The sequence below is a fragment of the Aeromonas sp. sif0611 genome (assembly GCF_019218845.1).
Taxonomy (GTDB): domain Bacteria; phylum Pseudomonadota; class Gammaproteobacteria; order Enterobacterales; family Aeromonadaceae; genus Aeromonas; species Aeromonas media.
Map to the genome: position 1 here is coordinate 72,094 of NZ_JAHUWU010000003.1, position 22,793 is coordinate 94,886.

Annotated in this window: 19 protein-coding genes; 8 read left to right on the forward strand and 11 right to left on the reverse strand. The window is 62.8% G+C overall.

The features are described from left to right. Positions 1 to 67: 67 nt before the first annotated feature. Complete coding sequence (locus KW824_RS09530) at positions 68 to 2,953, reverse strand: HD domain-containing phosphohydrolase (RefSeq protein WP_256351337.1); 2,886 nt, start codon at positions 2,951 to 2,953, stop codon at positions 68 to 70. Positions 2,954 to 3,184: 231 nt separating this feature from the next. Here KW824_RS09530 and KW824_RS09535 point away from each other — a divergent pair, with 231 nt between their 5' ends. Then, complete coding sequence (locus KW824_RS09535) at positions 3,185 to 4,174, forward strand: luciferase-like monooxygenase (RefSeq protein WP_182786262.1); 990 nt, start codon at positions 3,185 to 3,187, stop codon at positions 4,172 to 4,174. A gap of 170 nt (positions 4,175 to 4,344) precedes the next feature. After that, positions 4,345 to 4,830: a 2TM domain-containing protein gene (locus KW824_RS09540; RefSeq protein ID WP_005327237.1), complete on the forward strand. Its 486-nt coding sequence runs from the start codon at positions 4,345 to 4,347 to the stop codon at positions 4,828 to 4,830. A gap of 66 nt (positions 4,831 to 4,896) precedes the next feature. Here the strand turns inward: KW824_RS09540 and KW824_RS09545 are convergent, their stop codons facing one another. Genes KW824_RS09545 through lptD form a run of 6 tightly spaced genes read right to left on the reverse strand, consistent with a single transcriptional unit; the run spans position 4,897 to position 11,674 of the window. After that, positions 4,897 to 5,718: a symmetrical bis(5'-nucleosyl)-tetraphosphatase gene (locus KW824_RS09545; RefSeq protein WP_005327236.1), complete on the reverse strand. Its 822-nt coding sequence runs from the start codon at positions 5,716 to 5,718 to the stop codon at positions 4,897 to 4,899. A 6-nt stretch (positions 5,719 to 5,724) separates the two neighbouring features. Further along, entirely contained in the window at positions 5,725 to 6,087 is a 363-nt protein-coding gene (gene apaG / locus KW824_RS09550; protein ID WP_182786260.1) for a Co2+/Mg2+ efflux protein ApaG, read from the reverse strand. Between the two features lie 4 nt (positions 6,088 to 6,091). Then, positions 6,092 to 6,919: a 16S rRNA (adenine(1518)-N(6)/adenine(1519)-N(6))-dimethyltransferase RsmA gene (gene rsmA, locus KW824_RS09555; RefSeq protein WP_043130439.1), complete on the reverse strand. Its 828-nt coding sequence runs from the start codon at positions 6,917 to 6,919 to the stop codon at positions 6,092 to 6,094. Continuing rightward, a complete protein-coding gene (pdxA, locus tag KW824_RS09560; protein WP_043130574.1) occupies positions 6,909 to 7,904 on the reverse strand; it encodes a 4-hydroxythreonine-4-phosphate dehydrogenase PdxA in 996 nt (331 codons plus the stop codon). The genes rsmA and pdxA overlap by 11 nt, the downstream gene beginning before the upstream one ends. Before the next feature lie 14 nt (positions 7,905 to 7,918). Then, positions 7,919 to 9,211 (reverse strand): peptidylprolyl isomerase SurA, encoded by a 1,293-nt coding sequence (gene surA, locus KW824_RS09565; protein WP_043130437.1) that lies wholly within the window; start codon positions 9,209 to 9,211, stop codon positions 7,919 to 7,921. 30 nt (positions 9,212 to 9,241) lie between these two features. Continuing rightward, positions 9,242 to 11,674 (reverse strand): LPS assembly protein LptD, encoded by a 2,433-nt coding sequence (gene lptD / locus KW824_RS09570; RefSeq protein WP_182786258.1) that lies wholly within the window; start codon positions 11,672 to 11,674, stop codon positions 9,242 to 9,244. Between the two features lie 174 nt (positions 11,675 to 11,848). On the opposite strand from lptD, the gene KW824_RS09575 reads away from it, so the two are divergent. The 3 genes from KW824_RS09575 to djlA are packed head-to-tail and all read left to right on the forward strand — an operon-like array spanning position 11,849 to position 14,380. Beyond that, positions 11,849 to 12,877: an aminoglycoside phosphotransferase family protein gene (locus KW824_RS09575; protein ID WP_182786256.1), complete on the forward strand. Its 1,029-nt coding sequence runs from the start codon at positions 11,849 to 11,851 to the stop codon at positions 12,875 to 12,877. Then, a complete protein-coding gene (gene murU / locus KW824_RS09580; RefSeq protein ID WP_182786254.1) occupies positions 12,874 to 13,542 on the forward strand; it encodes an N-acetylmuramate alpha-1-phosphate uridylyltransferase MurU in 669 nt (222 codons plus the stop codon). The genes KW824_RS09575 and murU overlap by 4 nt, the downstream gene beginning before the upstream one ends. A gap of 19 nt (positions 13,543 to 13,561) precedes the next feature. Next, the gene (djlA, locus tag KW824_RS09585; protein ID WP_005327208.1) at positions 13,562 to 14,380 is read left to right on the forward strand and encodes a co-chaperone DjlA; all 819 of its coding nucleotides are present in this window, start codon (positions 13,562 to 13,564) and stop codon (positions 14,378 to 14,380) included. Between the two features lie 69 nt (positions 14,381 to 14,449). Here the strand turns inward: djlA and KW824_RS09590 are convergent, their stop codons facing one another. From KW824_RS09590 to KW824_RS09605, 4 genes are all read right to left on the reverse strand, one after another. Continuing rightward, positions 14,450 to 15,805 (reverse strand): NCS2 family permease, encoded by a 1,356-nt coding sequence (locus tag KW824_RS09590; protein WP_041206332.1) that lies wholly within the window; start codon positions 15,803 to 15,805, stop codon positions 14,450 to 14,452. 261 nt (positions 15,806 to 16,066) lie between these two features. After that, positions 16,067 to 16,402 (reverse strand): hypothetical protein, encoded by a 336-nt coding sequence (locus KW824_RS09595; RefSeq protein ID WP_005329107.1) that lies wholly within the window; start codon positions 16,400 to 16,402, stop codon positions 16,067 to 16,069. 268 nt (positions 16,403 to 16,670) lie between these two features. Next, complete coding sequence (gene ettA / locus KW824_RS09600) at positions 16,671 to 18,338, reverse strand: energy-dependent translational throttle protein EttA (RefSeq protein WP_005329110.1); 1,668 nt, start codon at positions 18,336 to 18,338, stop codon at positions 16,671 to 16,673. Positions 18,339 to 18,669: 331 nt separating this feature from the next. Continuing rightward, positions 18,670 to 19,515, reverse strand: coding sequence for a lytic transglycosylase domain-containing protein (locus KW824_RS09605; protein WP_043130427.1), 846 nt, complete (start codon positions 19,513 to 19,515; stop codon positions 18,670 to 18,672). 351 nt (positions 19,516 to 19,866) lie between these two features. On the opposite strand from KW824_RS09605, the gene KW824_RS09610 reads away from it, so the two are divergent. The 3 genes from KW824_RS09610 (at position 19,867) to KW824_RS09620 (ending at position 22,739) form a co-directional block, all read left to right on the forward strand. Next, positions 19,867 to 20,607 carry a glycosyltransferase family 2 protein gene (locus tag KW824_RS09610; protein ID WP_182786252.1) on the forward strand — a complete coding sequence of 247 codons (741 nt, stop codon included), beginning with the start codon at positions 19,867 to 19,869 and terminating at the stop codon, positions 20,605 to 20,607. Between the two features lie 88 nt (positions 20,608 to 20,695). Then, on the forward strand, positions 20,696 to 21,061 hold the full coding sequence (locus KW824_RS09615; RefSeq protein ID WP_041206328.1) for a lipid-A-disaccharide synthase N-terminal domain-containing protein: 366 nt from the start codon (positions 20,696 to 20,698) through the stop codon (positions 21,059 to 21,061). After that, a complete protein-coding gene (locus KW824_RS09620; protein ID WP_226170160.1) occupies positions 21,051 to 22,739 on the forward strand; it encodes a glycosyltransferase family 39 protein in 1,689 nt (562 codons plus the stop codon). The genes KW824_RS09615 and KW824_RS09620 overlap by 11 nt, the downstream gene beginning before the upstream one ends. The last annotated feature ends 54 nt before the right edge of the window (positions 22,740 to 22,793 follow it).

The window sequence follows — 22,793 nt, forward strand, 5'->3', positions numbered from 1 at the left end:
AGCCTGGAGATGAAAAAACGGTCAACTTCGGTTGACCGTTTTTTTATGGGCGCTCGGCGGATAGCGGCTAGCGCGGTTCCGCCAGCAGGGCCTGGCAGGCCGCCTCGTCCAGCTGCTCGGGGGCGAGGAAGCGCAGGGCATAGTCCCGCCAGACACCGCTGTCGAGGAAGAGGGAGAACAGTGCCGGGTCTATGTGCTGCTCCTGCACCATCTTCTGCATGATGGTCAGGGACTGGGAGACCGTCTTGCCCGATTTGTAGGGACGATCGCTCGCGGTCAGGGCCTCAAAGATGTCGGCGATGGCCATGATTCGGGCGGGAATGCTCATCTGCTCACCCTGTAACTGGCGTGGGTAGCCGGTGCCATCCATCCGCTCGTGGTGGCCCCCTGCGATCTCCGGCACCTTGCGCAGGTGACGGGGGAAGGGAAGTCGCTCCAACATGCGGATGGTCTGGATGATGTGATCGTTGATCTTGTAGCGCTCCTCCTCGGTGAGCGTGCCTCGGCCGATGGCGAGGTTGTAATGCTCCCCCCGGTTGTAGAGATGGGCGGGGACCCTGACCTTGAAGCCCCAGGGATTGTGTCTGGCCAGGTTGTCGTGGGCGGGGCGGGGAATGAGGTGCACCGGCTTGTCGGCCAGCAGCGGCTCGCGGCAGGGTAGCGGGGCTGGCTCCTCGGGATGGCGCTTTAGCTCCTCCGGGCTGACGCCGAGGCGATCATCCAGGGTGCGCAGCCAGGTGCGGCTGGCGATGGCATCGAGCCGTGCCAGTTTTTCCGGTGCCATCCACTCGCCCCCCAGGTTGCACTCGGCGACGAAGGCGAACTCCTGATCCAGCATCTGCCAGGTCGGGGTCACTGCCTCGAGGGCTGCCTGCCGATCGGAGGCGGGCAGCCGGGCCGCCAGCGCTTCTATATGGGCGTCGCGCTTGAGCACCTCGAAACGGGTGCGGATCTCGTGGATCCTGTCGTAGATGGTCTCCAGCTTGGTGGCCTTGTCCACCACGAACTCCGGTGTGGTGACCTTGCCGCAGTCGTGCAGCCAGCTCGCGATATGGATGGCCTCCCATTCCTCGTCGCTGAGGGTGAAGTCGCCAAAGGGGCCCTGCTGCTGGGCGCAGGCCGCCTCCGTCAGCATGCGGGTCAGTTCGGGCACGCGCTGGCAGTGGCCTCCGGTATAGGGACTCTTGGCGTCGATGGCACCGGCGATAAGCTCGATGAAGGCCTCCAGCAACTGCTTTTGCTCCTCCAGCAGGCGCTGATTCTCGATGGCGGAGGCGGACATGCCCGCCAGCGCCTCGATGAGGCTGATGCGTGACGCCAGCTCCCGTGGTGCGCAGTCCGGCAAGATCAGCAGCAGGCAGCCGATCAGCTCCTGGCGGTGGTTGTAGAGGGGCTCGGCCAGCAGTTGGCGGGGGCCGGGGAAGGGGCCCCAGTCGGCCAGGCAGTGCGACCACTGCTCGGCATTGAGGGGCAGGCTGAGTCGCTCGGTATGATAGAGGCCGCCGAGCAGGGACTCCTGCCAGTGCAACTGTTCACAGTCCAGGGGCTGCCGTTGCCAGATGGCCTGAACCGCCTTCATCTGCTTCTCTTGGGCCAGATAGAGGCAGCCCCCCTCAGCCTGGGCCGCCGCCACCGTCTCGTGCAGGATGCGGCTGAGCAGGGAGTCGAAGCGGTGTTCGGCCGCCAGCGCCAGACCCATGTTCATGAAATTGCCGAGGGTCAGTCGCATGCTGGACATGGCGCGGGCGAGATCGTCTATCTCGCGGATCGCCGAGTCTGGTCGCTCGCTCTCGCCGAAGTCGAAGTGCTGGATCCGCTCGGCCTCTTGCGTCAGCGCCAGCAAGGGGGCGGCGGTGCGCCTCGCCACCAGCCAGATGACGGGCAGCAGCAACAGCAGACCCGTCAGGGCCCAGACCAGGTTGCGCAGGGCGTCGTGGCGGGCCGGTGCGGTGAGTTCGTCCGTCGGTACCAGCAGGGCCAGGTAGAAGGGAGACCCCTCGTCGAGGGCGGAGAGGTTGACCAGCCAGTCGCGGCCATCCTCGGCAGTCAGCGTCAGCTCGGTTGGCTCGTGCAGCAGGGTGGGTCTGGATGCCATCTCCTGTTGCAACCTGGTCAGTATGGGTTGCTTGAGCGCCGACAACATGGGCAGCCGGCTCAGTTGATCGAAGCTGGGCAGCCGTTTGGGATCCGTTGTCAGCAGGGTTCCGACTTCGTCGAACAGTACCAGCTGGCAATAGCTGGGCAGAGGCAGCTCGCCGATGAGGGAGGAAAGCCCCTCCACACCGGCATCCAGCCCGATCACCGCCCGGCGATCGTCGCTCTCCACCGCCAGCGTCATGCCAGGCTCTCTGGTGGTGAAGAAGAGATAGGGGTGGGTCACTATGATGCCCGTGCCCCAGCGCGCCTCCTTGTACCAGCCACGGTCGCGCGGATCGAAGCGGTAGTCCGGCATGGGCCGCCGCTCCAGCAATCGCAGCCGCTGGTCGAAATAGAGGAACTCTCCCCGGCCCTGACTCAGGCTCTGTACCAGCAGGTGGCTCCCGGGAGGGGGGCTGTCAAGCAATCCCCTGGCCCGCTCGGTCAACTTGCGCACCAGGAAGAAGTCGCCGTTCTCGTAACCGGCATAGATGGCACCATAGCTGGCGCTGTTGGCCAGCACCTCGGCCAGTTGGGGCAGGTAGCCGAGGCGGGATTCCAGGCTGGTCATGGCGGCCAGCTGGCCACTGCGCAGCAGGCTGAGCGACATGCGAGCCGGGCGCTGGTTCAACTTGATGGCAAGCGCGAGCTGTTCCCTGTACTGCTGGAAGCTCTGTCGCTCGTGCGCCAACCCCTGCTGCATGCCCTGCTGAAACTGCAACATGATGAGGGCGCCCCCCAGCACGGAGAACAGCAGAATGAAGAGGGTGGCAATGTGCACGTAAAAGGGTTTGCTGCCGAGGCTTGTTTTTGTCATGGACCTATCCTTGTCCTGCGGGCGCACCCCGCGATGATCTGCTAAACAGTGTGCTCGCAAGATGACAAAAAGCATAGGAGGTGAGGGGGGAAGAGGCCCTCTATCTTCAGGGACGCACCCTCGCCGGCACGGACGGGGCGCCTCACCGACAACCGGGTCGCGTGATTCATTCAGATATCTCATGCTACATTGCTCCACTGATGAATCGCCTTTGAATCAATGGAGTATCCCATGCCTGTCGTTCCCTATTCCGTCCTGGATCTGGTGCCCGTCCCCGAAGGTAGCCTGCCGGCCGAGTCGTTTCGTCATTCGCAGGATCTGGCCCGGCATGCCGAGTGCTGGGGCTATCACCGCTACTGGCTGGCGGAACATCACAACATGCCGGGGATCGCCAGTGCCGCCACCGCCGTGCTGATCGGCCATCTGGCCGGCGCCACCAGCACCCTGCGGCTGGGGGCCGGTGGCATCATGCTGCCGAACCACTCGCCCCTGGTGATCGCCGAGCAGTTCGGCACGCTGGCCTCTCTCTACCCGGATCGGATCGATCTCGGTCTCGGTCGTGCGCCCGGCACCGATCAACGCACCATGCAGGCGCTGCGTCGTCAGCGCGGCGGCGAGGTGGATGATTTTCCTGCGGACGTGCGTGAGCTGATGGGCTACTTCGGTGACGAGGTGGGCGCCGTGCAGGCGGTACCTGGCCAAGGGCTGCATGTGCCGATCTGGTTGCTGGGCTCCAGCCTCTACAGCGCCCAGCTGGCGGCCGCCATGGGGTTGCCGTTCGGTTTTGCCTCTCACTTTGCACCCGGTCTGCTGTTGCAGGCACTGGAGATTTACCGCGCCCAGTACCGCCCTTCCGCGCGCTGGCCCAAACCTTATGCGGTAGTCTGCATCAACGTGATCGCCGCCGACACGACCCGGGAGGCCCGTTTCCTGTTCACCACGCTTCAGCTGCAGTTCCTGCGCCTCTATCGGGGGGATGCCGGCAAGCTGCCGCTGCCGGTGGAGAGTCTGGGAGAGGCGTGGTCACCCCGGGAGCTGATGGCGATGGAGCAGACCCTGGCCCGCTCCCTGGTGGGGGATCCGGATCAGGTACGCCACGGTCTCAAGGCCTTGCTGGCCGAAACCGGGGCCGACGAGCTGATGTTCAACGGTCCCATCGTCGATCATCAGGCCAGGCTGCGCTCCTTCGAGATCGCCGCCGGTCTGATGCAGAGCCTGTGACAATCTGGTCGGGCGTACCAGCGTGTGTGTCCGCACAGGGGTGAACCTCCCGTTCATATTTCAAGCCTTTGATTTAAAACGATAGTCAGGTTTATGTCGGCCCTCTGTCGTGTCACCTCTCGCCGCGCTGGCCCTATGCTGGCCCTGTCAATCACCACAAGGAGTTCGAGATGATCGTCAGGAAGTTGAGATTGCAACGGGGGTGGTCCCAGGATCAGTTGGCGACCCTGACTGGCCTGAGTGTCCGCACCATACAGCGGATCGAGCAGGGCCAGCAGCCCGGACTGGAATCCCTCAAGGCCCTGGCCTCCGTCTTTGAGCTCGATGTGACGCAACTGCAGGAGAGCGAGATGAAAGGGAACGAGACCGACAGTCAGGGGACGGTGCAGGTGGCCAAGGATGAGCGGGAGGCGATGAAGTTCGTCGAGGGGCTCAAAGGCTTCTACGGCCACCTCATCAGCTATGTGCTGGTGATAGGGGGGCTGTTTGTCATCAACTACCTGAGCAACCCGGACTATATCTGGGCCTGGTGGCCCATGCTGGGCTGGGGGCTTGGCCTGATGTCCCATGCCATCAACCTGTTCCAGCCATTCAGGCTGTTCGGGCCCGAATGGGAGCGGCGCCAGGTCGAGAAGCGGCTGGGGCGCAGGCTCTAGCCTGCGTGCTGACCAACGAAGAGGCCCGGCAATGCCGGGCCTCTTTATATCGCCAGCGTCTTTGTTTCACTTGGCATAGGCGGGGCAGGGGGTCGCTATCAGGGCATCGTCTTCATAGCGCCAGAGGGTGAGGCTGTTACCCCACACGCAGCCGGTGTCCAGCCCCTTGATGTCCGCCTTGCCGGTGGCGCCCATCAGTGCCGCCCAGTGGCCGAATACCAGGATGGGGTCGTCGTCGTGGTGCTCGCGCTGCTCGAACCAGGGGCGCAGGCCCGGGGTGGACTCTGTGGGTCCCTTCTTGCACTTGAAATCGAGCCGGCCATCGAAGTAGCAGAAGCGCATCCGGGTGAAGGTGTTGATGATGTAGCGGTAGCGCTCTATCCCCTGCAGGTTCTCGTCCCAGCTATCGGGCTGGTCGCCATACATGTGGTGCAGCAGCCAGCTGTACTGATCGCCGCGCAGCAGCGTCTCCACTTCACGGGCACAACTGCGTGCCGTGTGGGCATCCCAGGCCGGAGAGAGTCCGGCATGGATCATCATGATGGGCAGATCCGGGTGCTCCGCCAGCAGGGGACGGTGGCGCAGCCACTCCAGCAGCTCGTCCCGATCCGGGGCTTCCATCAGGGCCTGCAGCTTGTCTTTCTTCTTGAGAGGGGCGACCCCATGAGCCACCGCCAGCAGGTGCAGGTCGTGGTTGCCGAGCACGGTCACGGCGCGGCTTCCCAGTGACTTGACGAAGCGCAGGGTGTTGAGGGAATCCGGCCCGCGGGCGACCAGGTCGCCACACAGCCAGAGCGTGTCCTTGTCGGAGTCGAATTCGGCAAGATCCAGCAGACGGCGTAGATCGTCGTAACAGCCCTGGATATCACCGACGAAACAATTCGCCATGAAACCTCAGTTGATTATGTTGGGAACGGCCAGCGTGAAAGGGGCGATGGGGGCCTCAAACTGCAGCCCCGATTCGTCTTGCAGGATATAACTGCCTTCCATCACGCCGAAGGGGGTGGCGAGCGGTACGCCACTCTGATAGGTGAAGGTCTCGCCGGGGGCGATGAAGGGCTGCTCGCCCACGACCCCGGGCCCTTCCACTTCCAGCATCTTGCCATCGGCATCCGTGATGAGCCAGCGCCGATGCAGCAGTTGCACCTTGCCCGGCCCCAGATTCTCTATCTCGATGAGATAGAGAAAATGGTAGGGATCCTCGGTGCCCGCCACATAGCTGGGGTGCGGGCGCACCACTATCCGGGTGGATGCCATGGGATCAGGCCTGCTGCTGATCGGCCAGCCAGTTGGCGATCATGACGAACTGCTCGAGGGAGAGGTTCTCCGGACGCAGGTTGCCATCGATGCCAAGCTCGGTCAGCTGAGCGTCGGTGATGAAGTTGGAGAAACTGTTGCGGATGGTCTTGCGACGCTGGCCGAAGCCCTCGGTGCAGACCCGGCTCAGGCAGCGGAGGTCTTTCGCGACGATAGTCGGGTTCTTGTGTGGCACCAGTCGCACCACGGCCGAGTCGACCTTGGGGGCTGGCTTGAAGGCACCCGGGCCCACTTCCAGCACCGGGATCACCTGGCAGTAGTACTGGACCATGACGCTCAGGCGGCCATAGGCCTTGCTGCCCGGGCCTGCGCACATCCGCAATACCACTTCCTTTTGCAGCATGAAGTGCATGTCCTCCACCCGGTCGGCGAACTCGCACAGGTGGAAGATGAGCGGGGTGGAGATGTTGTAGGGCAGGTTGCCGAAGATGCGCAGGGGCGGTTTGCCTTCCCCCATCAGGGTGCCGAAGTCGAAGCGCATGGCATCGGCCTCGATCACCGTCAGCTTGTCCTTGAGGGTCGGGTGCTCGCGCAGGCGAGCCGCCAGATCCCGGTCAAGCTCGACCACCGTCATCTTGTCCATCTGGGAGGCGACCGGTTCGGTCAGTGCCGCCAGACCCGGGCCGATTTCCACCAGGTTCTGACCCGGCTGTGGATTGATGGCGGCGACGATCTGGTCGATCACATAACGGTCGTGCAAGAAGTTCTGACCGAAACGCTTACGGGCCGTGTGGCCCATGTGCACCTTGTTGCTCTGCACCTTACTGCTCATATCTTTTTTTCTCTACCATCTGGATGGCGTGGTTAATCGCGGTGATCAGGCTCCCGGAGTCTGCCAGGCCCTTGCCTGCCAGATCCAGTGCGGTGCCGTGATCCACCGAAGTACGGATGAAAGGAAGTCCGAGGGTGATGTTGACCGAGTTGCCAAAGCCCTTGTATTTGAGCACCGGCAGCCCCTGGTCGTGGTACATGGCGAGTACCGCATCCGCATCCTTGAGGTATTTGTCCTGGAACAGGGTATCGGCCGGCAAGGGGCCGACCAGATCGATCCCTTCCTGGCGCAAGTCGGCCAGGGCGGGTTCGATCACGTCGATCTCTTCACGGCCGAGATGGCCCCCTTCCCCGGCGTGGGGGTTGAGGCCGCAGACGTAAATTCTGGGGTGTTCGATGCCGAATTTTCCCTTGAGATCCGCATCCAGGATGCGGATCACCTTGCCAAGGCGCTCCTGCGTGATGGCCATCGCCACATAGGCGAGGGGAATGTGGGTGGTCGCCAGCGCCACCCGCAGCCCTTCGGTGGCCAGCAGCATCACCACGTCGGCGGTGTCTGACTGCTGGGCGAAGAATTCGGTGTGACCGCTGAACGAGACGCCCGCCTGGTTGATGATCCCCTTGTGCACCGGGCCGGTCACCACGGCGGCGAACTCGCCGCTCAGGTTGCCGTCACAGGCACGCTGCAGGGTGGCCAGCACATAGGCGCCATTGCCCTCGTCGAGTTCACCCGGCACCACGGGGGCGCCGAGGGGAACGGGACAGACCGTCAGGGTCCCCGCCCGCTGCCCCCTCACGGGGGCGGCGGCATCATAGGGTTCCAGCTCGATGGGCAGCCCCAGCAGGGCGGCGCGTTCGCGCAGCAGGGCGGGATCGGCGATCACCACCAGCTGGTGTGGCCAGTCCCGCTGGGCTATCTGCAGCACCAGGTCCGGGCCTATGCCGGCGGGCTCACCCGGCGTGATGGCAAGACGATGGCTGTTCATCTGCTCGTCGGCCATTAATTGGGTTCGATCTGGATGTAGGCTTCGTCGCGCAGCTCATCCAGCCAGGCCTGGGACTCTTCGGTGAAGCGGCGGTTGAAGATCAGCTGATAGGCACGCTGCTCCTGGGCCTTGCCGGTGGCATCCTGGCTGCGGCGATCTTCCAGCTGCACTATGTGCCAGCCGTGGGTGGTGCGGAAGGGCTCGCTGAGCTGACCCGGTTGCAGGCGGTTGACCATGTCGCGGAACTCCGGCACATAGACGTTGGGATCGGACCAGCCCAGCTCGCCACCCTGCACCGCAGAGCCCGGATCTTCGGAGTACTTCTCCGCCATGCTGGCGAAGCTCGCCTTGCCGCTCTTGATGTCGTGCAAGATGCCGTCCAGAGTGCCCTTGGCCTTCTCCTCGCTCAGGATGATGGAGGGCTTGATCAGGATGTGGCGCGCCTTCACCTCGGTCTGCATCACTTGCTGCTGACCCTTGGTGTCGAAGATCTTGACGATGTGCAGACCGGCGCCCGAGCGCAGCGGGCCGACGATGTCACCCTTGCTGGCACCCTGTACCGCTTCGGCCATCAGGGTCGGCATCTCCTGCGGGCTCATCCAGCCCCAGTCTCCCCCTTCCAGGGCCTTGGGACCGTTGCTCTCGGCGATGGCCAGCTTGCGGAAGTCCGCCCCCTCTTTCAGCGCGGCCAGGATGCGTTCGATCTTGGCCTTGGCGGCGTTGAGCTGCTCGGCATTCGGGTTGTCAGGCAGGGCAACCTGGATGTGACCGACGTGGTACTCGGTCTGTTGTTGACCCTGCTTGCTCAGGGCCTCGACCACCTGCTTCACCTCCTGCTCGGAGATGTTGATGCGGCGGCGGACCTGGCTGCGGCGCACCTCGTTCATCAGGATCTCGCGGCGCACCTCCTCCCGGTACTGGGCATAAGTCAGCCCTTCCCGTTCGAGCTGGGCACGCAGTTGATCCAGGGTCATCTTGTTGTCGGCGGCGATGCTCTGGATGGCCTGCTCCAACTGGGTGTCACTGATCTTGAGCCCCTGGCGATCCGCCAGTTGCAGTTGCAGGCTCTCCTGGATCAGGCGATCCAGCGCCTGCTTGCGCAGGGTGACGTCATCGGGCAGGGATTGGCCGCTCTCCTGGGCTGAGGCCTTCACCTTCTGCACCAGGGCTTCCTGCTGACTGGCCAGCACCACGTCCTTGTTGACCACGGCAAGCACCTTGTCCATCAGCTCGGGCGCGGCGAAGGCACCCTGGCTCATGACTCCAAACAGGCCTGCGGTCAGCAGGGAAATCAACGTCTTCTTCATATCCATCTCTCAAGGCGTTTGCCAGACCCGTTATTGGTCTCGCAGGTTAAACGGACGAATGTAAGGCAGTGCTTCGGTATCCAGGGAGGTACCCTTGGAGCCGGTACCCACGCTACCCAATCCTTTCATTTCAAATTGAATGCCGAGGCTGCGCTCGGACGTCGGGGCCAGGTTCACGTTGTCCGGCGTATTGACCCACTCCAGGTTGAAGTTGATGCTCCAGCAGCAGGAGTCATATTTCAGACCCACCTTGCGGTCAACTTTGACGTTCTGGTCGAGCTCCTGATAGTAGCCGCCATAGAGGTGCCACTGATCGTTGAGCGGGGTGGTCAACAGCAAGCCGATCTGGTTGAGATCCGTCACCTCGCCCTTGCGGTCGAGGTCATAGTTGGCGTCCCGCACGAAGCGGTGGTTCAACTGACTGATCAGCTTCTCATGGCGGTACTCCAGGGCGCTGTTGGCAGAGCTTATCTGGCGCTGCTCCACATCATATTGCGCCCCGGCATGGGCATACCACTGCTCGTTGATCTTGGCATCGCCCTCGAACGACAGCGGCGAGCGGGTATTGGTACTCAGGTTGTCGCTGGCGTAGAGCTTGACCCTGGGCGCCACGAAGTCGAAGGCTTGGGCAACGGCCAGCCGGATTCGTTCATCGCCAGCCGGATCATAGATGCGGGTAGTGACGCCAACAGAGAGCCGGTTGGAGTCGCTGATGCGGTCCAGGCCGGCGAAGCGGCGGTCGCTGAACAGGCTGTAATAGTCCTGGCGCATGGTGGTGGAGTCGTAGACGCCGATGTTGTCCTGATCCTTGTAGGGCACATAGAGGTACTGGAACTCAGGCTCCAGAGTCTGGCTGGCCCCTTCCCCGAACCACTGCTGGTCGCGCTCGAAGGTCATGCCGCCCTTGAGGCGGAACGAGGGCAGCACCCGGGTGATGATGCCCTCCTCCAGGGTGACGTCACCCCCACCCTGGGGCGTGAATCGGTTGGTGAAGGTACTGCTCATGTCATCCGGCACCGTCTGATCGTAACGGGTGTACATCAGCTTGTACTGGCTGTCGAGGAAGTAACCCGCCTCGTCGATGAGCGGTATGGTCAGGGTGGGGGCCGTGTAGACCCGGGTGCCGGTGTAGGCGCTACCCTTGTTCTCCTCGATGGCCTGGTCGTTGTTGTAGCCGAAGTTGGTCAGCTCGGTGTTCCAGGCCAGATCGTACCAGTTGCCCTGCTGGTAGTAGTTGTGGTTGATGCGCGGCATCAGCTCGTGGGGTTGCTGGGCGCTGGCCAGCAGGATCTGGTAGGTCCGCACCTCGGCATTGAGGTTCCAGCTCTGCTGGTAGTAGCCGGCTTTCAGAGATTGCTGCAACTGGTTGTCGACCTGGGTCCCCACCTTGGGGGAGAAGTCGTTGAAGTAGTTGTAGTCCTGATCCCGCACCTTGGTATAGTCCACCGACACTCGCATGGCGTTGTCCATGAACATGGAGGTGTGGCGGGCACTGAGCAGATAGCGGTGACCATCGGACAGGTGATCGTTGAGGCTGTCTGTCTCGTCGTACTGCTTGTCATCCGCCAGGTTTTCGAAATAGAGGGTGCCCACATGGGCCGGATCCGGCATGTAGCGGAACTCGACCTGCTCCATCAGGCCCCGTCTGTCCATGAAGCGGGAGGTGATGGTGGCATCGTAGTTGGGGGCTATGTTCCAGTAGAACGGCTGGGTGATGTCCATGCCGTTCTTGGAGCTTTGGGTATAGCCCGGGTAGAGCAGACCGGTCTTGCGCTCATCCTTGATGGGGAAGTTGATATAGGGGAAATAGAAGACCGGATAATCATAGAGCCAGAGGCTGGCGTTCCAGGCTTCCCCGAACACTTCGGACTGATCGATGTCGATGCTGCCGGCCTTCAGGGTCCAGGCCTCCTGACCCGGGGGGCAGGTGGTGTACTGGGCCCCCTCCAGGGTGATGTTCTGGTTGTTGTTGGTCATGGTGACTTTTTCGGCGAAGCCGCGCACCGGTGAGCCATGAACCTGATACTTGCCCTCTTCCAGCTCGGAGTTCTTGGTGTCCAGGTTGGATTTGAGGGTCTTGTCGCTGGTGACAGTAATCTGGCCATCGTTGTAATAGATGTTGCCGATGGCAATGACATCCCGGCTCTTCTGATCAAGCTGGGCATAGTCGGAGTCAAATTTGCGCACGCCCTGACGCACCTTGACGTCACCCTCATAGACGGCTGTACCGCCCTGCTTGGCCTCCAGGCGATCGGCATCCACTTCGACGGGCTGGGCATTGGCGTCCTGATCCGCGCTGGGTTTCTCGATCTTGGGGACATAGTCATAGCAGAGGCTGTTGAGGATCCCGGTGGCCGGTGGCGCGTTGAGGGGCGCCGCCTGTACCGTGAGCGGGCTCAGGGCAGGAACAAGGCTGATGGTCAGGGCGATGGGATAAGAACACCCCAGTGTCCATTTTGTCATGTGAAGGGCTCGCGCAATCCGTAGTAAAAACGGTTGATTCAGGGCATGCATTTTATGTCAGGATCCATCGAGTTGACATTGCATGTCATTGCTTTATGTTAGCCGGCAATGATAAAGCATTATTGCGGCCAGGGCTAACAGCCAAGTGCTGCTTTCCAATTTGGTTCCCGACTCATGCACGATCGCGCTTCCCTGCTATTGCAATGGGCACGCCGGATTTCCGGTGATGCCAATCTCCAGTTGACCCTGATCTCCGGTGACGCCAGTTTCCGCCGCTACTTCCGTGGTGGTGGCCTAGTGTGGGTGGATGCTAATCCGAAAACCGAAAAAAATCATGAATTCGTTCGCAATGCGGCCGCCCTGCACGCCGTGGGGCTGCTGGCTCCCGAGGTCAGGGGGGTGGACTATGAGCAGGGCCTGCTGGCGGTGACGGATCTGGGGGATACCCAGCTTATCGGCTGCCTGAACGATGACAACGTGCTGGCCTGGTATGGCAAGGCCCTCGCCCTGCTGCCTCGGCTCGGATCGGTGGCGCTCGAGCTCGAGCCCTTCGACGAGGCCTTCATGGCGCGCGAGAACGCCATCTTCCCCGAGTGGCTGCTGGGTCATCATCTGCAACTGACCCTGAGCGCCGAGGAGCAAGGCTTGCTGGCGGAGACATTCGCCTGCCTCACCGAGAGCAACCTGGCTCAGCCTCAGGGAGTGATGCACAGAGACTTCCACAGTCGCAACCTGATGGTGTGTGGTGGCGATACGCCGGACGACAGCCAACTGGCCGTCATCGACTTCCAGGACATGGTCATCGGCCCTCTCAGCTACGACCTGGTCTCCCTGCTGAAAGACTGCTACGTGCGTTGGCCCGATGCCGTGATAGAGCAGGGCATGGGCCATGGCTTCGATACCCTGAGCCAGGCCGGTCTGCTGGGCGATCTCGATTATGTCGCTTTCCGCCGGTATGCCGATCTGACCGGCATGCAGCGCCACCTCAAGGCGGCCGGCCTCTTCACCCGTCTCTACCATCGCGACGGCAAGTCCGGCTACCTCAAGGACATCCCCCGTACCCTGGGCTACGTGGTGGATGTGTGCCACCAACATGGGGCCGAGCATCCTGTGCTGGCCCGCTTCGGCGACTGGTTGCAGCGGATTGTGCTGCCGGGCCTGACCCGAACGGCAGAGGCTCGGCGTGCCGGGGAGCCGTCATGAAGGCGATGATCCTGGCCGCAGGCCGTGGGGAGCGGATGCGCCCGCTCACCGACTTGCTGCCCAAGCCGCTGCTGGCGGTGGGGGGCAAGCCCCTCATCGTCCACCACATCGAGAAGCTCAAGGCGGCCGGTGTGATCCAGCTTGTCATCAACCACGCCTGGCTTGGCCACAAGTTGGTGGAGGCCCTCGGCGATGGCCGCCAGTTCGGGGTCGAGATCCTGTGGTCGGCGGAGGAGAGTGCGCTCGAGACTGCGGGCGGCATCGTGCAGGCATTGCCACTGCTCGGCAGCGAGCCCTTTCTGGTGATCAACGGCGATACCTGGATTGATGCCGATTATGGCGCTCTGGTGAATCAGCCGTTGGCGGATGACCTGGCCCACCTCTGGCTGGTGCCCAATCCACCTCAGCACCCTCAGGGGGATTTCTCCCTGGCGGAGGGTAGGGTGCAGGACAGCCCGGCTCTGACCTTCAGCGGCGTTGGTCTCTATCACCCGGCGGCCTTTGTCTCCTTGCCTTGCGGTGCCCGCAAGCTGGCACCCCTGCTGCGCGACTGGATGGCACAAGGCCGGGTCGGTGGCAGTCTGCTGGCCGGCGAGTGGCGGGACATAGGCACCGTCGATCGGCTGCGGGAGCTGGATGACCAGCTGCTTGCCGGCACTCATTAACATCACGAGGTCTTGAACCATGCGTATTTGGGGTAAGGTGCTTGGCGCCTTCTTCGGTTTTCTGCTCGGCAACATCTTCGGCGCCCTGCTTGGCCTCTGGATTGGCCACCGCTTCGATCGGGGCATGGGCATTCGGGGGGCATTCCAGCGAGCTCCCAGCCAGCAGCAGCAGGCGGTCTTCTTCCACGCCACCTTCGCCGTCATGGGCCACATCGCCAAGGCGAGCGGTCAGGTCACCGAGCACGAGATCCGGGTCGCCTCCAGCCTGATGGACAGGATGCGACTCTCCGGCGAGCAGCGGGTGCGGGCTCAGGAGTCGTTCCGCCAGGGCAAGGAGAACGACTTCCCGCTGCGCGAAACCCTGGCGGAGTTTCGCCAGGCGAGCCTGGGGCAGCGCGACATCCTGCGCTTCTTCCTTGAGGTGCAGCTGCAGGCAGCCTTTGCCGATGGCAAGGTGGAGGCCAACGAGCGCGCCATCCTGCAGACCATAGCGGACGAGCTCGGCTTCAGCCGCATCGAGCTGGCGCGGATCCTGGCGATGGCGGAGGCGCAGATGAACTTCTTCCACCGCCAGCAGCAGGGTGGACAAGGGCAGCAATACCGGCAGGAGGCCCCCTCCCAGGATCGCCTCAAGGATGCCTACCAGCTGCTGGGGGTGAGCGAGAGCGACAGCGATCAGGATATCAAGCGCGCCTATCGCAAGGAGATGAGCAAGCATCACCCGGACAAGCTGGCCGCCAAGGGGTTGCCGCCCGAGATGATGGAGATGGCCAAGGAGAAGACTCAGGAGATCCAGCAGGCCTGGGAGTGGATCCGCGAGGCCCGCGGCATCCGTTGAACCTTGCCCTTTGTCAGCCATAAAAAAATGCCCGTCGATGACGGGCATTTTTGTATGCGAAAGCCGGGGTTAGTGGCTGTCGACCCAGACGAACTTGAGCACGAACAGCAGGGCTACCACCAGCACGCAGGGGTTGATCTCGCGCCAGCGGCCGGTGCCCGCCTTCATCACGCAGTAGGAGATGAAGCCCACGGCTATCCCCTCGGTGATGGAGAAGCTGAACGGCATCATCACTGCGGTCATGAAGGCCGGTACCGCTTCGGTCAGGTCTTCCCACTTGACCCGGGTCAGCTCGGAGCACATCAGCACGCCCACGTAGATAAGGGCGCCCGCAGCAGCGTACGCGGGCACCATGGCGGCGACCGGGGAGAAGAAGATCGCCAGCAGGAACAACACGCCGACCACGATGGCGGTGAGGCCGGTACGACCGCCGACGGCCACCCCTGAGCTGCTCTCGATGTACGCCGTCACGGAGGAGGTGCCCATGAAGGCGCCGCCGACCGAGCTCACGCTGTCCACTACCAGCGCCTGCTTCATACGCGGGAAGTGACCGCGATCATCGGCCAGCTTGGCGCGGTTGGTGACGCCGATCAGGGTGCCGGAAGAGTCGAACAGGTTGACCAGCATGAAGGAGAAGATGATCCCGGCCAGGCTTATGTCCAGAGACCCCATCAGGTCCAGCTGACCGAAGACGGGGGTGATGCTCGGCGGCACAGAGACGAAGCCCTTGAAGGTCACATCGCCAAACAGCCAGCCCAGGGTGGTGGTGACCACAATGGCGATCAGTACGGCGGAGTGCACGCCGCGGGCGGAGAAGATGCAGATAAGGAAGAAGCCGAGCAGCCCCAGCAGGCAGGGCAGGGAGGTGAGGTTGCCCACGGTCACCATGGTGGCGGGGCTCGCCACTACGATGCCGGCGTTGTGCAGGCCGAGCAGGGCGATGAGCAGGCCTATGCCGGCCGTGATGCCGACCCGCAGGGTGAGGGGGATGTTGGCAATCAGCCAGTAGCGTACCCGCAGCAGGGTGAGGATCAGCAGACCCAGGGCGCCCCAGAAGATGGTGCCCATGCCGACCTGCCAGGAATAACCCATGCCGGCCACTACCACGAAGGCGAAGAAGGCATTCAGCCCCATGGCTGGAGCCAGGGCGATGGGCAGGTTGGCGAGCAGACCCATCAGGATGCTGCCGATGCCGGCGATGAGGCAGGTAGTGACGAACACTGCCTGGGTGTCCATGCCCGCCGCAGAGAGGATCTGCGGATTGACGAACACTATGTAGACCATGGTCAGGAAGGTGGTGATGCCGGCGATGACCTCGGTACGGGCCGTGGTGCCATGGCCTTTCAGGGCAAACAGGCGCTCGAGCAATCCTTGCCCGGCGGCCGGATTGGCTGCCTGCTCTGTGGCGTTGTGTGGTTGATTCATGTTGGATTCCAATGGGTGACGTGAAATAAGCAGCAGGCGAACAGTCAACTCCATCCATGGGGGCTGGGTTGCCCTGTTTCTGGCGACTGAGCGACCAGACTCGTCCTGATACCGTGACAGCGCGCACATTTTTACACAGGCGGCGACGTTTACAAACCCCGGATCTGCGAGGGGGATCAATGAATAGAGCAAAAATTCAAACGTTTGCCATCTGCCCTCTGAAAACAGGCTCGATGGAGGCCTGTTCTGTGAGGGCGGCCCTCAGCGGCTCTTCAGATAGCGCTCCACCAGCTGGGCCAGCACGGCGTCGCTGTGCTCCTGCAAGGTGGTCAGCGTCAGCCCCATGCGCTGCAGCAGCAGGTTGGCCTGGGCCTCGCTCAGGGTGCGCCCGTCGATGAAGTAGGCCTGTTCGGGCAACAGCTTGTCGTGACGGGGGAGCAGCACCCAGCTGACCCGCTCGGGTTCGATAGCGGCAAAGATCCGGCTGGCCGCGGCGCAGAAGGTATCGATGTGGGCCTTGCCATCCGGGCCCAGGCAGCCGGGTTCGATCCGGATCTGGATGGTGAGTCTCTTCGGGGGGGCGTTGGTCTGGGTCATTGGTAGGGCCGGTAGGGGAACGCGGGGAGAGTGTAAGCTAAAAGGCAACAGAAAGGGGAGCCTGGGCTCCCCTTGTCACGCTGCAATCACCCCGATGGGGTGATGCATCATTTCGCTTGCATGGCGGTCCGCTGGTGTATCTGGAGCGGTGCGGCTGGGCCGCCTCGCTCCAGTTCATGGCGGCGTGACCGCTTACCTGGCGATGCGCTTGTTTATCTGGAGCGGTGTGGCTGGGCCGCCTCGCTCCAGTTCATGGCGGCGTGGCCGCTTACTTGGCGATGCGCTTGTACTTGGCGCGGTGCGGCTGGACGGCGTCGGCACCGTAGGTCTTCTTCTTCCACTCTTCGTATTCGGTGAAGTTGCCCTCGAAGAAGGCAATCTTGCCCTCGTCCTGGTAGTCCAGGATGTGGGTGGCGATCCGGTCGAGGAACCAGCGGTCGTGGGAGATGACCATGGCACAACCCGGGAACTCCAGCAGGGCGTTCTCGAGGGCACGCAGGGTTTCGATGTCCAGATCGTTGGTCGGTTCATCCAGCAGCAAGACGTTGCCGCCAGTTTGCAGCAGCTTGGCCAGGTGCAGACGGCCGCGCTCACCACCGGAGAGCTCGCCGACCCGCTTCTGCTGATCAGCGCCCTTGAAGTTGAAGCGACCGATGTAGGCACGGCTCGGGAACTCGTAGTTGCCGATGCGCAGGATGTCCTGACCGTCGGCGACCTCTTCGAACACCGTCTTCTTGTCGTTCATGCTGTCGCGGAACTGATCCACGGAGGCCAGCACGACGGTATCGCCCAGGGTGATGGTGCCGGAGTCCGGCTGTTCCTGGCCCGACATCATGCGGAACAGGGTAGATTTACCAGCGCCGTTCGGACCAATGATGCCGACGATGGCCCCCTTCGGAATGGAGAAGGAGAGATCGTCGATCAGCTGGCGGTCACCGTAGGACTTGCAGAGGTTCGCCACTTCCACCACCTTGTCGCCGAGGCGCGGTCCGGGCGGAATGAACAGCTCGTTGGTCTCGTTGCGCTTCTGGTAGTCGTTGGTGTTGAGCTCCTCGAAGCGAGCCATACGGGCCTTGGACTTGGCCTGACGGCCTTTCGGGTTCTGGCGAACCCACTCCAGTTCCTTCTCGATGGACTTGCGACGGGCCGCTTCGGAACTGGCTTCCTGAGCCAGACGGGCGTCCTTCTGCTCCAGCCAGGAGGAGTAGTTGCCTTCCCAGGGGATACCCTCGCCGCGGTCCAGCTCCAGGATCCAGCCCGCCACGTTGTCGAGGAAGTAACGGTCGTGGGTAATGGCGACGACGGTGCCCTCGTAGTCGTGCAGGAAGCGCTCCAGCCAGGCCACGGATTCCGCATCCAGGTGGTTGGTCGGTTCGTCCAGCAGCAGCATGTCCGGCTTTTCCAGCAGCAGACGGCACAGGGCTACCCGGCGGCGCTCACCCCCGGAGAGGTGCTTGATCTGGGCGTCCCAGGCCGGCAGGCGCAGGGCGTCGGCCGCGCGCTCCAGCTGGTTCTCCATGTTGTGACCACCCTGGGCGGCGATGATGGCTTCCAGTTCGCCCTGTTCGCGGGCCAGCTTGTCAAAATCCGCATCCGGGTCGGCGTAGGCCGCATAGACCTCATCCAGGCGAGCCATGGCGCGTTTCACCTCGCCGACCGCCTCTTCCACCGCCTCGCGGACTGTCTGCTCCGGATCCAGCTTCGGCTCCTGGGGCAGGTAGCCGATCTTGATGCCGGGCTGCGGACGGGCTTCCCCCTCTATCTCGGTGTCGATCCCCGCCATGATGCGCAGTAGGGTGGATTTACCGGCTCCATTCAGGCCTAATACGCCAATCTTGGCGCCCGGGAAGAAGGAGAGGGAGATGTTCTTGAGAATATGACGCTTGGGCGGCACGACCTTGCCGACCCTGTTCATGGTGTAAATAAATTGAGCCATTGGCTAATTCTCTTCCTTTTCAGTAGTTTAATGTTTTTACATTAACAAACTGACGTCGTGGTGGGGCCCGGTCGACAGGGGTCAACCGGGTTCCAAAAAACCCGTCGATTGTAAACCAATGGGAAGGGGGCGGCAAAGTAGACAACCGGGGGCATGTTGTGCAGAGAGCCCTTTCGGCAGAGGGGAAAGAAGAGGGGAGATAAGAGGGAGCGCCACAGGACAAACGGTTGGCCAGATTCCGCGGTGTGTGGGCTTAAGACTTCCTTAAGCCTGGCTCGATAGGATTCATCACGTTACCGTGAGGCGCGATGGGTTCTGCTTATGCCAGCCGTCAGCGTGGCCGTTTGATCGCCTTGGTCGGGTCCTGCCCCGAGTAGTAGAGCACCCGTTGTACATACTCCTGGGTCTCCTGGTAGGGCGGTACGCCGCCATAACGGATCACGGCCTGCTCACCGGCGTTGTAGGCGGCACTGATCCTGACCCAGTCAGTGCCAAACTGTTTCTCCAGCCACTTCAAGTAGATCATGGCACCGCGGATGTTCTGCTGTGCATCGAAGGGACGGGTCACGCCGAAGCGTACCTGGGTTTCGGGAATCAGCTGCATGACCCCTTGCGCCTGCTTGGGGGAGACGGCGGTGCTGTTGAGATTCGACTCGGCGATGGCGATGGCGAGCGCCAGCTGGGGGTCGACCTTGTGACGATGGGCAGCCTGGCGGATCATGACGGCCAGCTTCTGTTTGGTGAGGGATTGCCGGGCCAGATAGCTATCCTGATCGAAGGGCGTGCTGGGGCGCACCCAGGGGGTGCCTCCTCCACCCCCGCCGATACCGCAAGTGCCAAGGGGGGCATTGCCTACCCGCTCGTTGTAGTAGCGAGCCGCTTGCTGATTGCCGAGGCGCATGGCCATGGCGAGGTAGGCGTTGGCGTGGCGGGCGCTGCGGATCCCCTGAGGCCCGCGAGCCAGCAGGCGACCGATGCGATAATAGGCCTCCGGGTTGCCAAGGTTGGCTGCGGTGCAGTAGTGGGCGATGGCCTGCCTCGGGTTGCCTTGTTCCATGGCGGCGCCCTGACGCAGGGCGCTCATCGCCTTCGGGGCCTGGCGAAAGGCATCGGCATGGGAGGATGGTGTGACAAGCAGTAGCAGGAGTCCCCAGCTCCAGGTGCAGAGTCTCTGCATGATGGATACCTCGTCTTTCGTATCCGCAAGATATAGGTGCGATATGGGGGGGTTGCCAGCCAGGAGATGGAACATCTGGTTATGTGTTCGGCCATCAGAGATGAAAACGGTATGGAACTTTTGGCAGAGAAGGAAAAGACTCTGGCGACGAACGCCAGGTGGCTGCACTTCGCGATCCTCTTCTCCATGGCACAATTCAAATTGATAGATTTATTATTTTTGTGGCAATAGACTGCCGATCTTGCTGCCTAACGCCTTGTATTTGCATGATGTTAGTCACCTTGTCGATAAAATAGAAATGGGGGGTGCAGTCGAACCGATTGCATCCTTCGTCATGATTGGGAAGCGCATATGGTTGATTCAATCGAGGTCTCTGTCGTGGTGCCCGCCAAGGATGAGCGGGACAATCTGGCCCCCCTCATCGGCGAGATCGATGCCGCGTTGGCGGGGAAATACAGCTACGAGCTGATCTATGTGGACGATGGCAGCGAGGACGACAGCTACGCCCTGCTCTGCGGTCTGAAGGCGCAATTCCCCGCGCTGCGGGTGGTGCGTCATGCGAGGGCCGTCGGCCAGAGCATGGCGGTACTGAGTGGTGTGCGCCACGGCCGCGGTGACTGGCTGGTGGTGCTGGATGGCGATGGTCAGAACGATCCGGCCGATATTCCCGCCATGCTGGAGGAGGCCAAGCACCGTTTCGCGGCGGACAAGAGCCAGGTAGGGCTCATCGGCCATCGCGTCAATCGGCGCGATGACTGGGTGAAGCGCCTCTCGTCCAAACTCGCGAACGGTTTTCGCGATCTGCTGCTGCGGGACGGCATCCCCGATACCGGCTGCGGCCTCAAGGTGGTGCGCCGTGACTGGTATCAGCGTCTGCCCGGCTTCAACCATATGCACCGCTACATCCCGGCCCTGATCCAGGCCCAGGGTGGCCACATGTCCCCCTGGCCGGTCAACCACAGACCCAGGCAGGCGGGTGTCTCCAAATATGGCGTCTGGAACCGGCTCTGGGTCGGGTTGGTGGACGTGGTCGGCGTCTGGTGGTTGCAGCGCCGCTCCAAGGTGGTCGAGATCAGGGAGACATTGGAGTGATGGAGATCCTGCTTTCGTTGCCGTCGATCTGGCTGGACCGGGATGAGCTTGCCCTGCATGTCGGCGGGTTGCACCTGGGAGGATGGCGATGATCGATGCCCTGCTCTCCATGGAGCTGACCTGGTTCGACTGGACCGGCCTGCATGTGACCGGCTGGAAGATCATCGGCTACACAGGGGCGCTGATGTTCGGCGGCCGCTGGCTGGTGCAGTTCGTCGCCTCCAAGCGCGCCGGCAAGCCGGTGATCCCGCGCCTGTTCTGGTACATGAGCGTGCTCGGCAGCCTGATGACCCTGAGCTACTTCGTCTTCTCGCCCAAACAGGACTCGGTCGGCGTGTTGCAGAACCTCTTCCCCACCTTTACCGCGCTCTACAGCCTCTATCTGGATATCCAGCACAGAGGCTGGAAGCGGGACAAGGTCGTCAACGACTATGAGGCTCGTCATGGTAAATGACCGTTTCCTGCTCAATCAAAGATCTCTCGGCTGGCTGCTGCTGATCGCGTTGGTGGTGCTGGGTGCAGGCCTCGGGCTGCGGGATCCCTGGCCCGCCGACGAGCCGCGCTTCGCCCTGATCGCCAAGGAGATGGTGGAGAGCGGGCAATGGCTCTTCCCCATGCGCGGCGGCGAGATCTACCCGGACAAACCCCCCCTATTTATGTGGGGGATAGCACTGGGGTATCTGCTGACCGGTTCCATCAAGGTGGCGTTTCTGCTGCCCTCCCTGCTGGCGGGTCTGCTGACCATCACGCTGGTGTGGGACATGGGCCGCCGCCTGTGGAACCCCTCGGTGGGCTTCCTGGCAGGGCTGTTGCTGCTGTTTACCGTCCAGTTCACCCTGCAGGCCAAGACGGCGCAGATCGATGCGCTGGTCACCTTCTTCATCACCCTCGGCGTCTACGGCTTCGTCCGCTTCCTGCTCTGCGGTGGCGGCTGGCGCTGGTACTGGCTCGGCTGGTTCGCCGCCGGGCTTGGCATCATCACCAAGGGGGTGGGGCTGCTGGCCTTGCTAATCTTGATCCCTGCGATCTGGACCCACCGCGAGAAGATCCGTGCCGCCTCCAGGAGCGACTGGCTCAAGGGGCTGACGGGGCCGCTGTTCATGCTGCTGGCCATCGGCCTGTGGCTGGTGCCCATGTTGCTCGCTGTGGCCCAGAGCGGCGATCCCGTGCTGCAGGCCTACCGGGACAACATACTGCTGCGCCAGACGGTGACCCGCTATGCCAACGCCTGGCACCACGTCAAACCGTTCTGGTACTACCTCACCTCGGTGATCCCGCCGTTCTGGCTGCCGGTCTCCCTGCTGCTGCCCTGGCTGGTGGTGGCGTGGCGCAAGGCCATCCAGGGGCAGGACAAGCGCATCATCCTGCTACTCGGCTACCTGGTGCTGGTGATCCTCTTCTTCTCCCTGTCGCCGGGCAAGCGCGGCGTCTATGTCACGCCGGGCACGCCGGCGCTGGCCCTGCTGACGGCTCCCTTCGTCGCCGAGCTGCTGGCGCGGGTCTGGCCCGCGCGCCTGCTGGGCGGGCTCGGCTGGTTGCTGGGGATCATCTGTTTGGGCGGGGCGGGGGCACTGGCATTCAGCGCCAAGCTGGCGAGCAAGCTGGGGGATCTGGGCCCGGCGCCTTGGCTGCCCCTGCTGGCGATGGGGGCGGCGTTGCTGCTGCTCAACGCCTTGCTGCGCCGGGCACCGCTCACCGCCATCTTCTGCTCGCTTGCGGTGGGCTGGCTGATCTACTCCAGCTGGATCTGCGTGAAGCTCAACGACATGCGCACCCCGGAGGGGGTGATGGCGCTGGCGGCGCAGCAGGTGCCTGCGGGCGACGAGCTGTTGCTGGCCGGCTTCAAGGAGCAGCATCTGCTGTTCGCTCTACAACCCGTGCGCCATTATCCTTACCTGCTGGGGGACGGGGAACAGGCCCGCGAGGCGGCGGCCTGGGTGGCGGCCGCGCCCAGGCGCCATGTGCTGGGCAGCGCGGATCTGATGGTGCTGTGTTTCGAGCCAGAGAAGATGGAAAACCTCGGCAACCGCCATCGCACCGACTGGCTGCTGGCTGGCGTGGATGCCCTCAAGCCGGCATGCCAGGGGTTGACTCCCCGGCTCGAACCTTTCCGTTATACCCCGGGCCCCTGAGGCCGGACACAGCAAAAGGGGCTGCCACTGGCAGCCCCTTTTCATCTCAGGAAA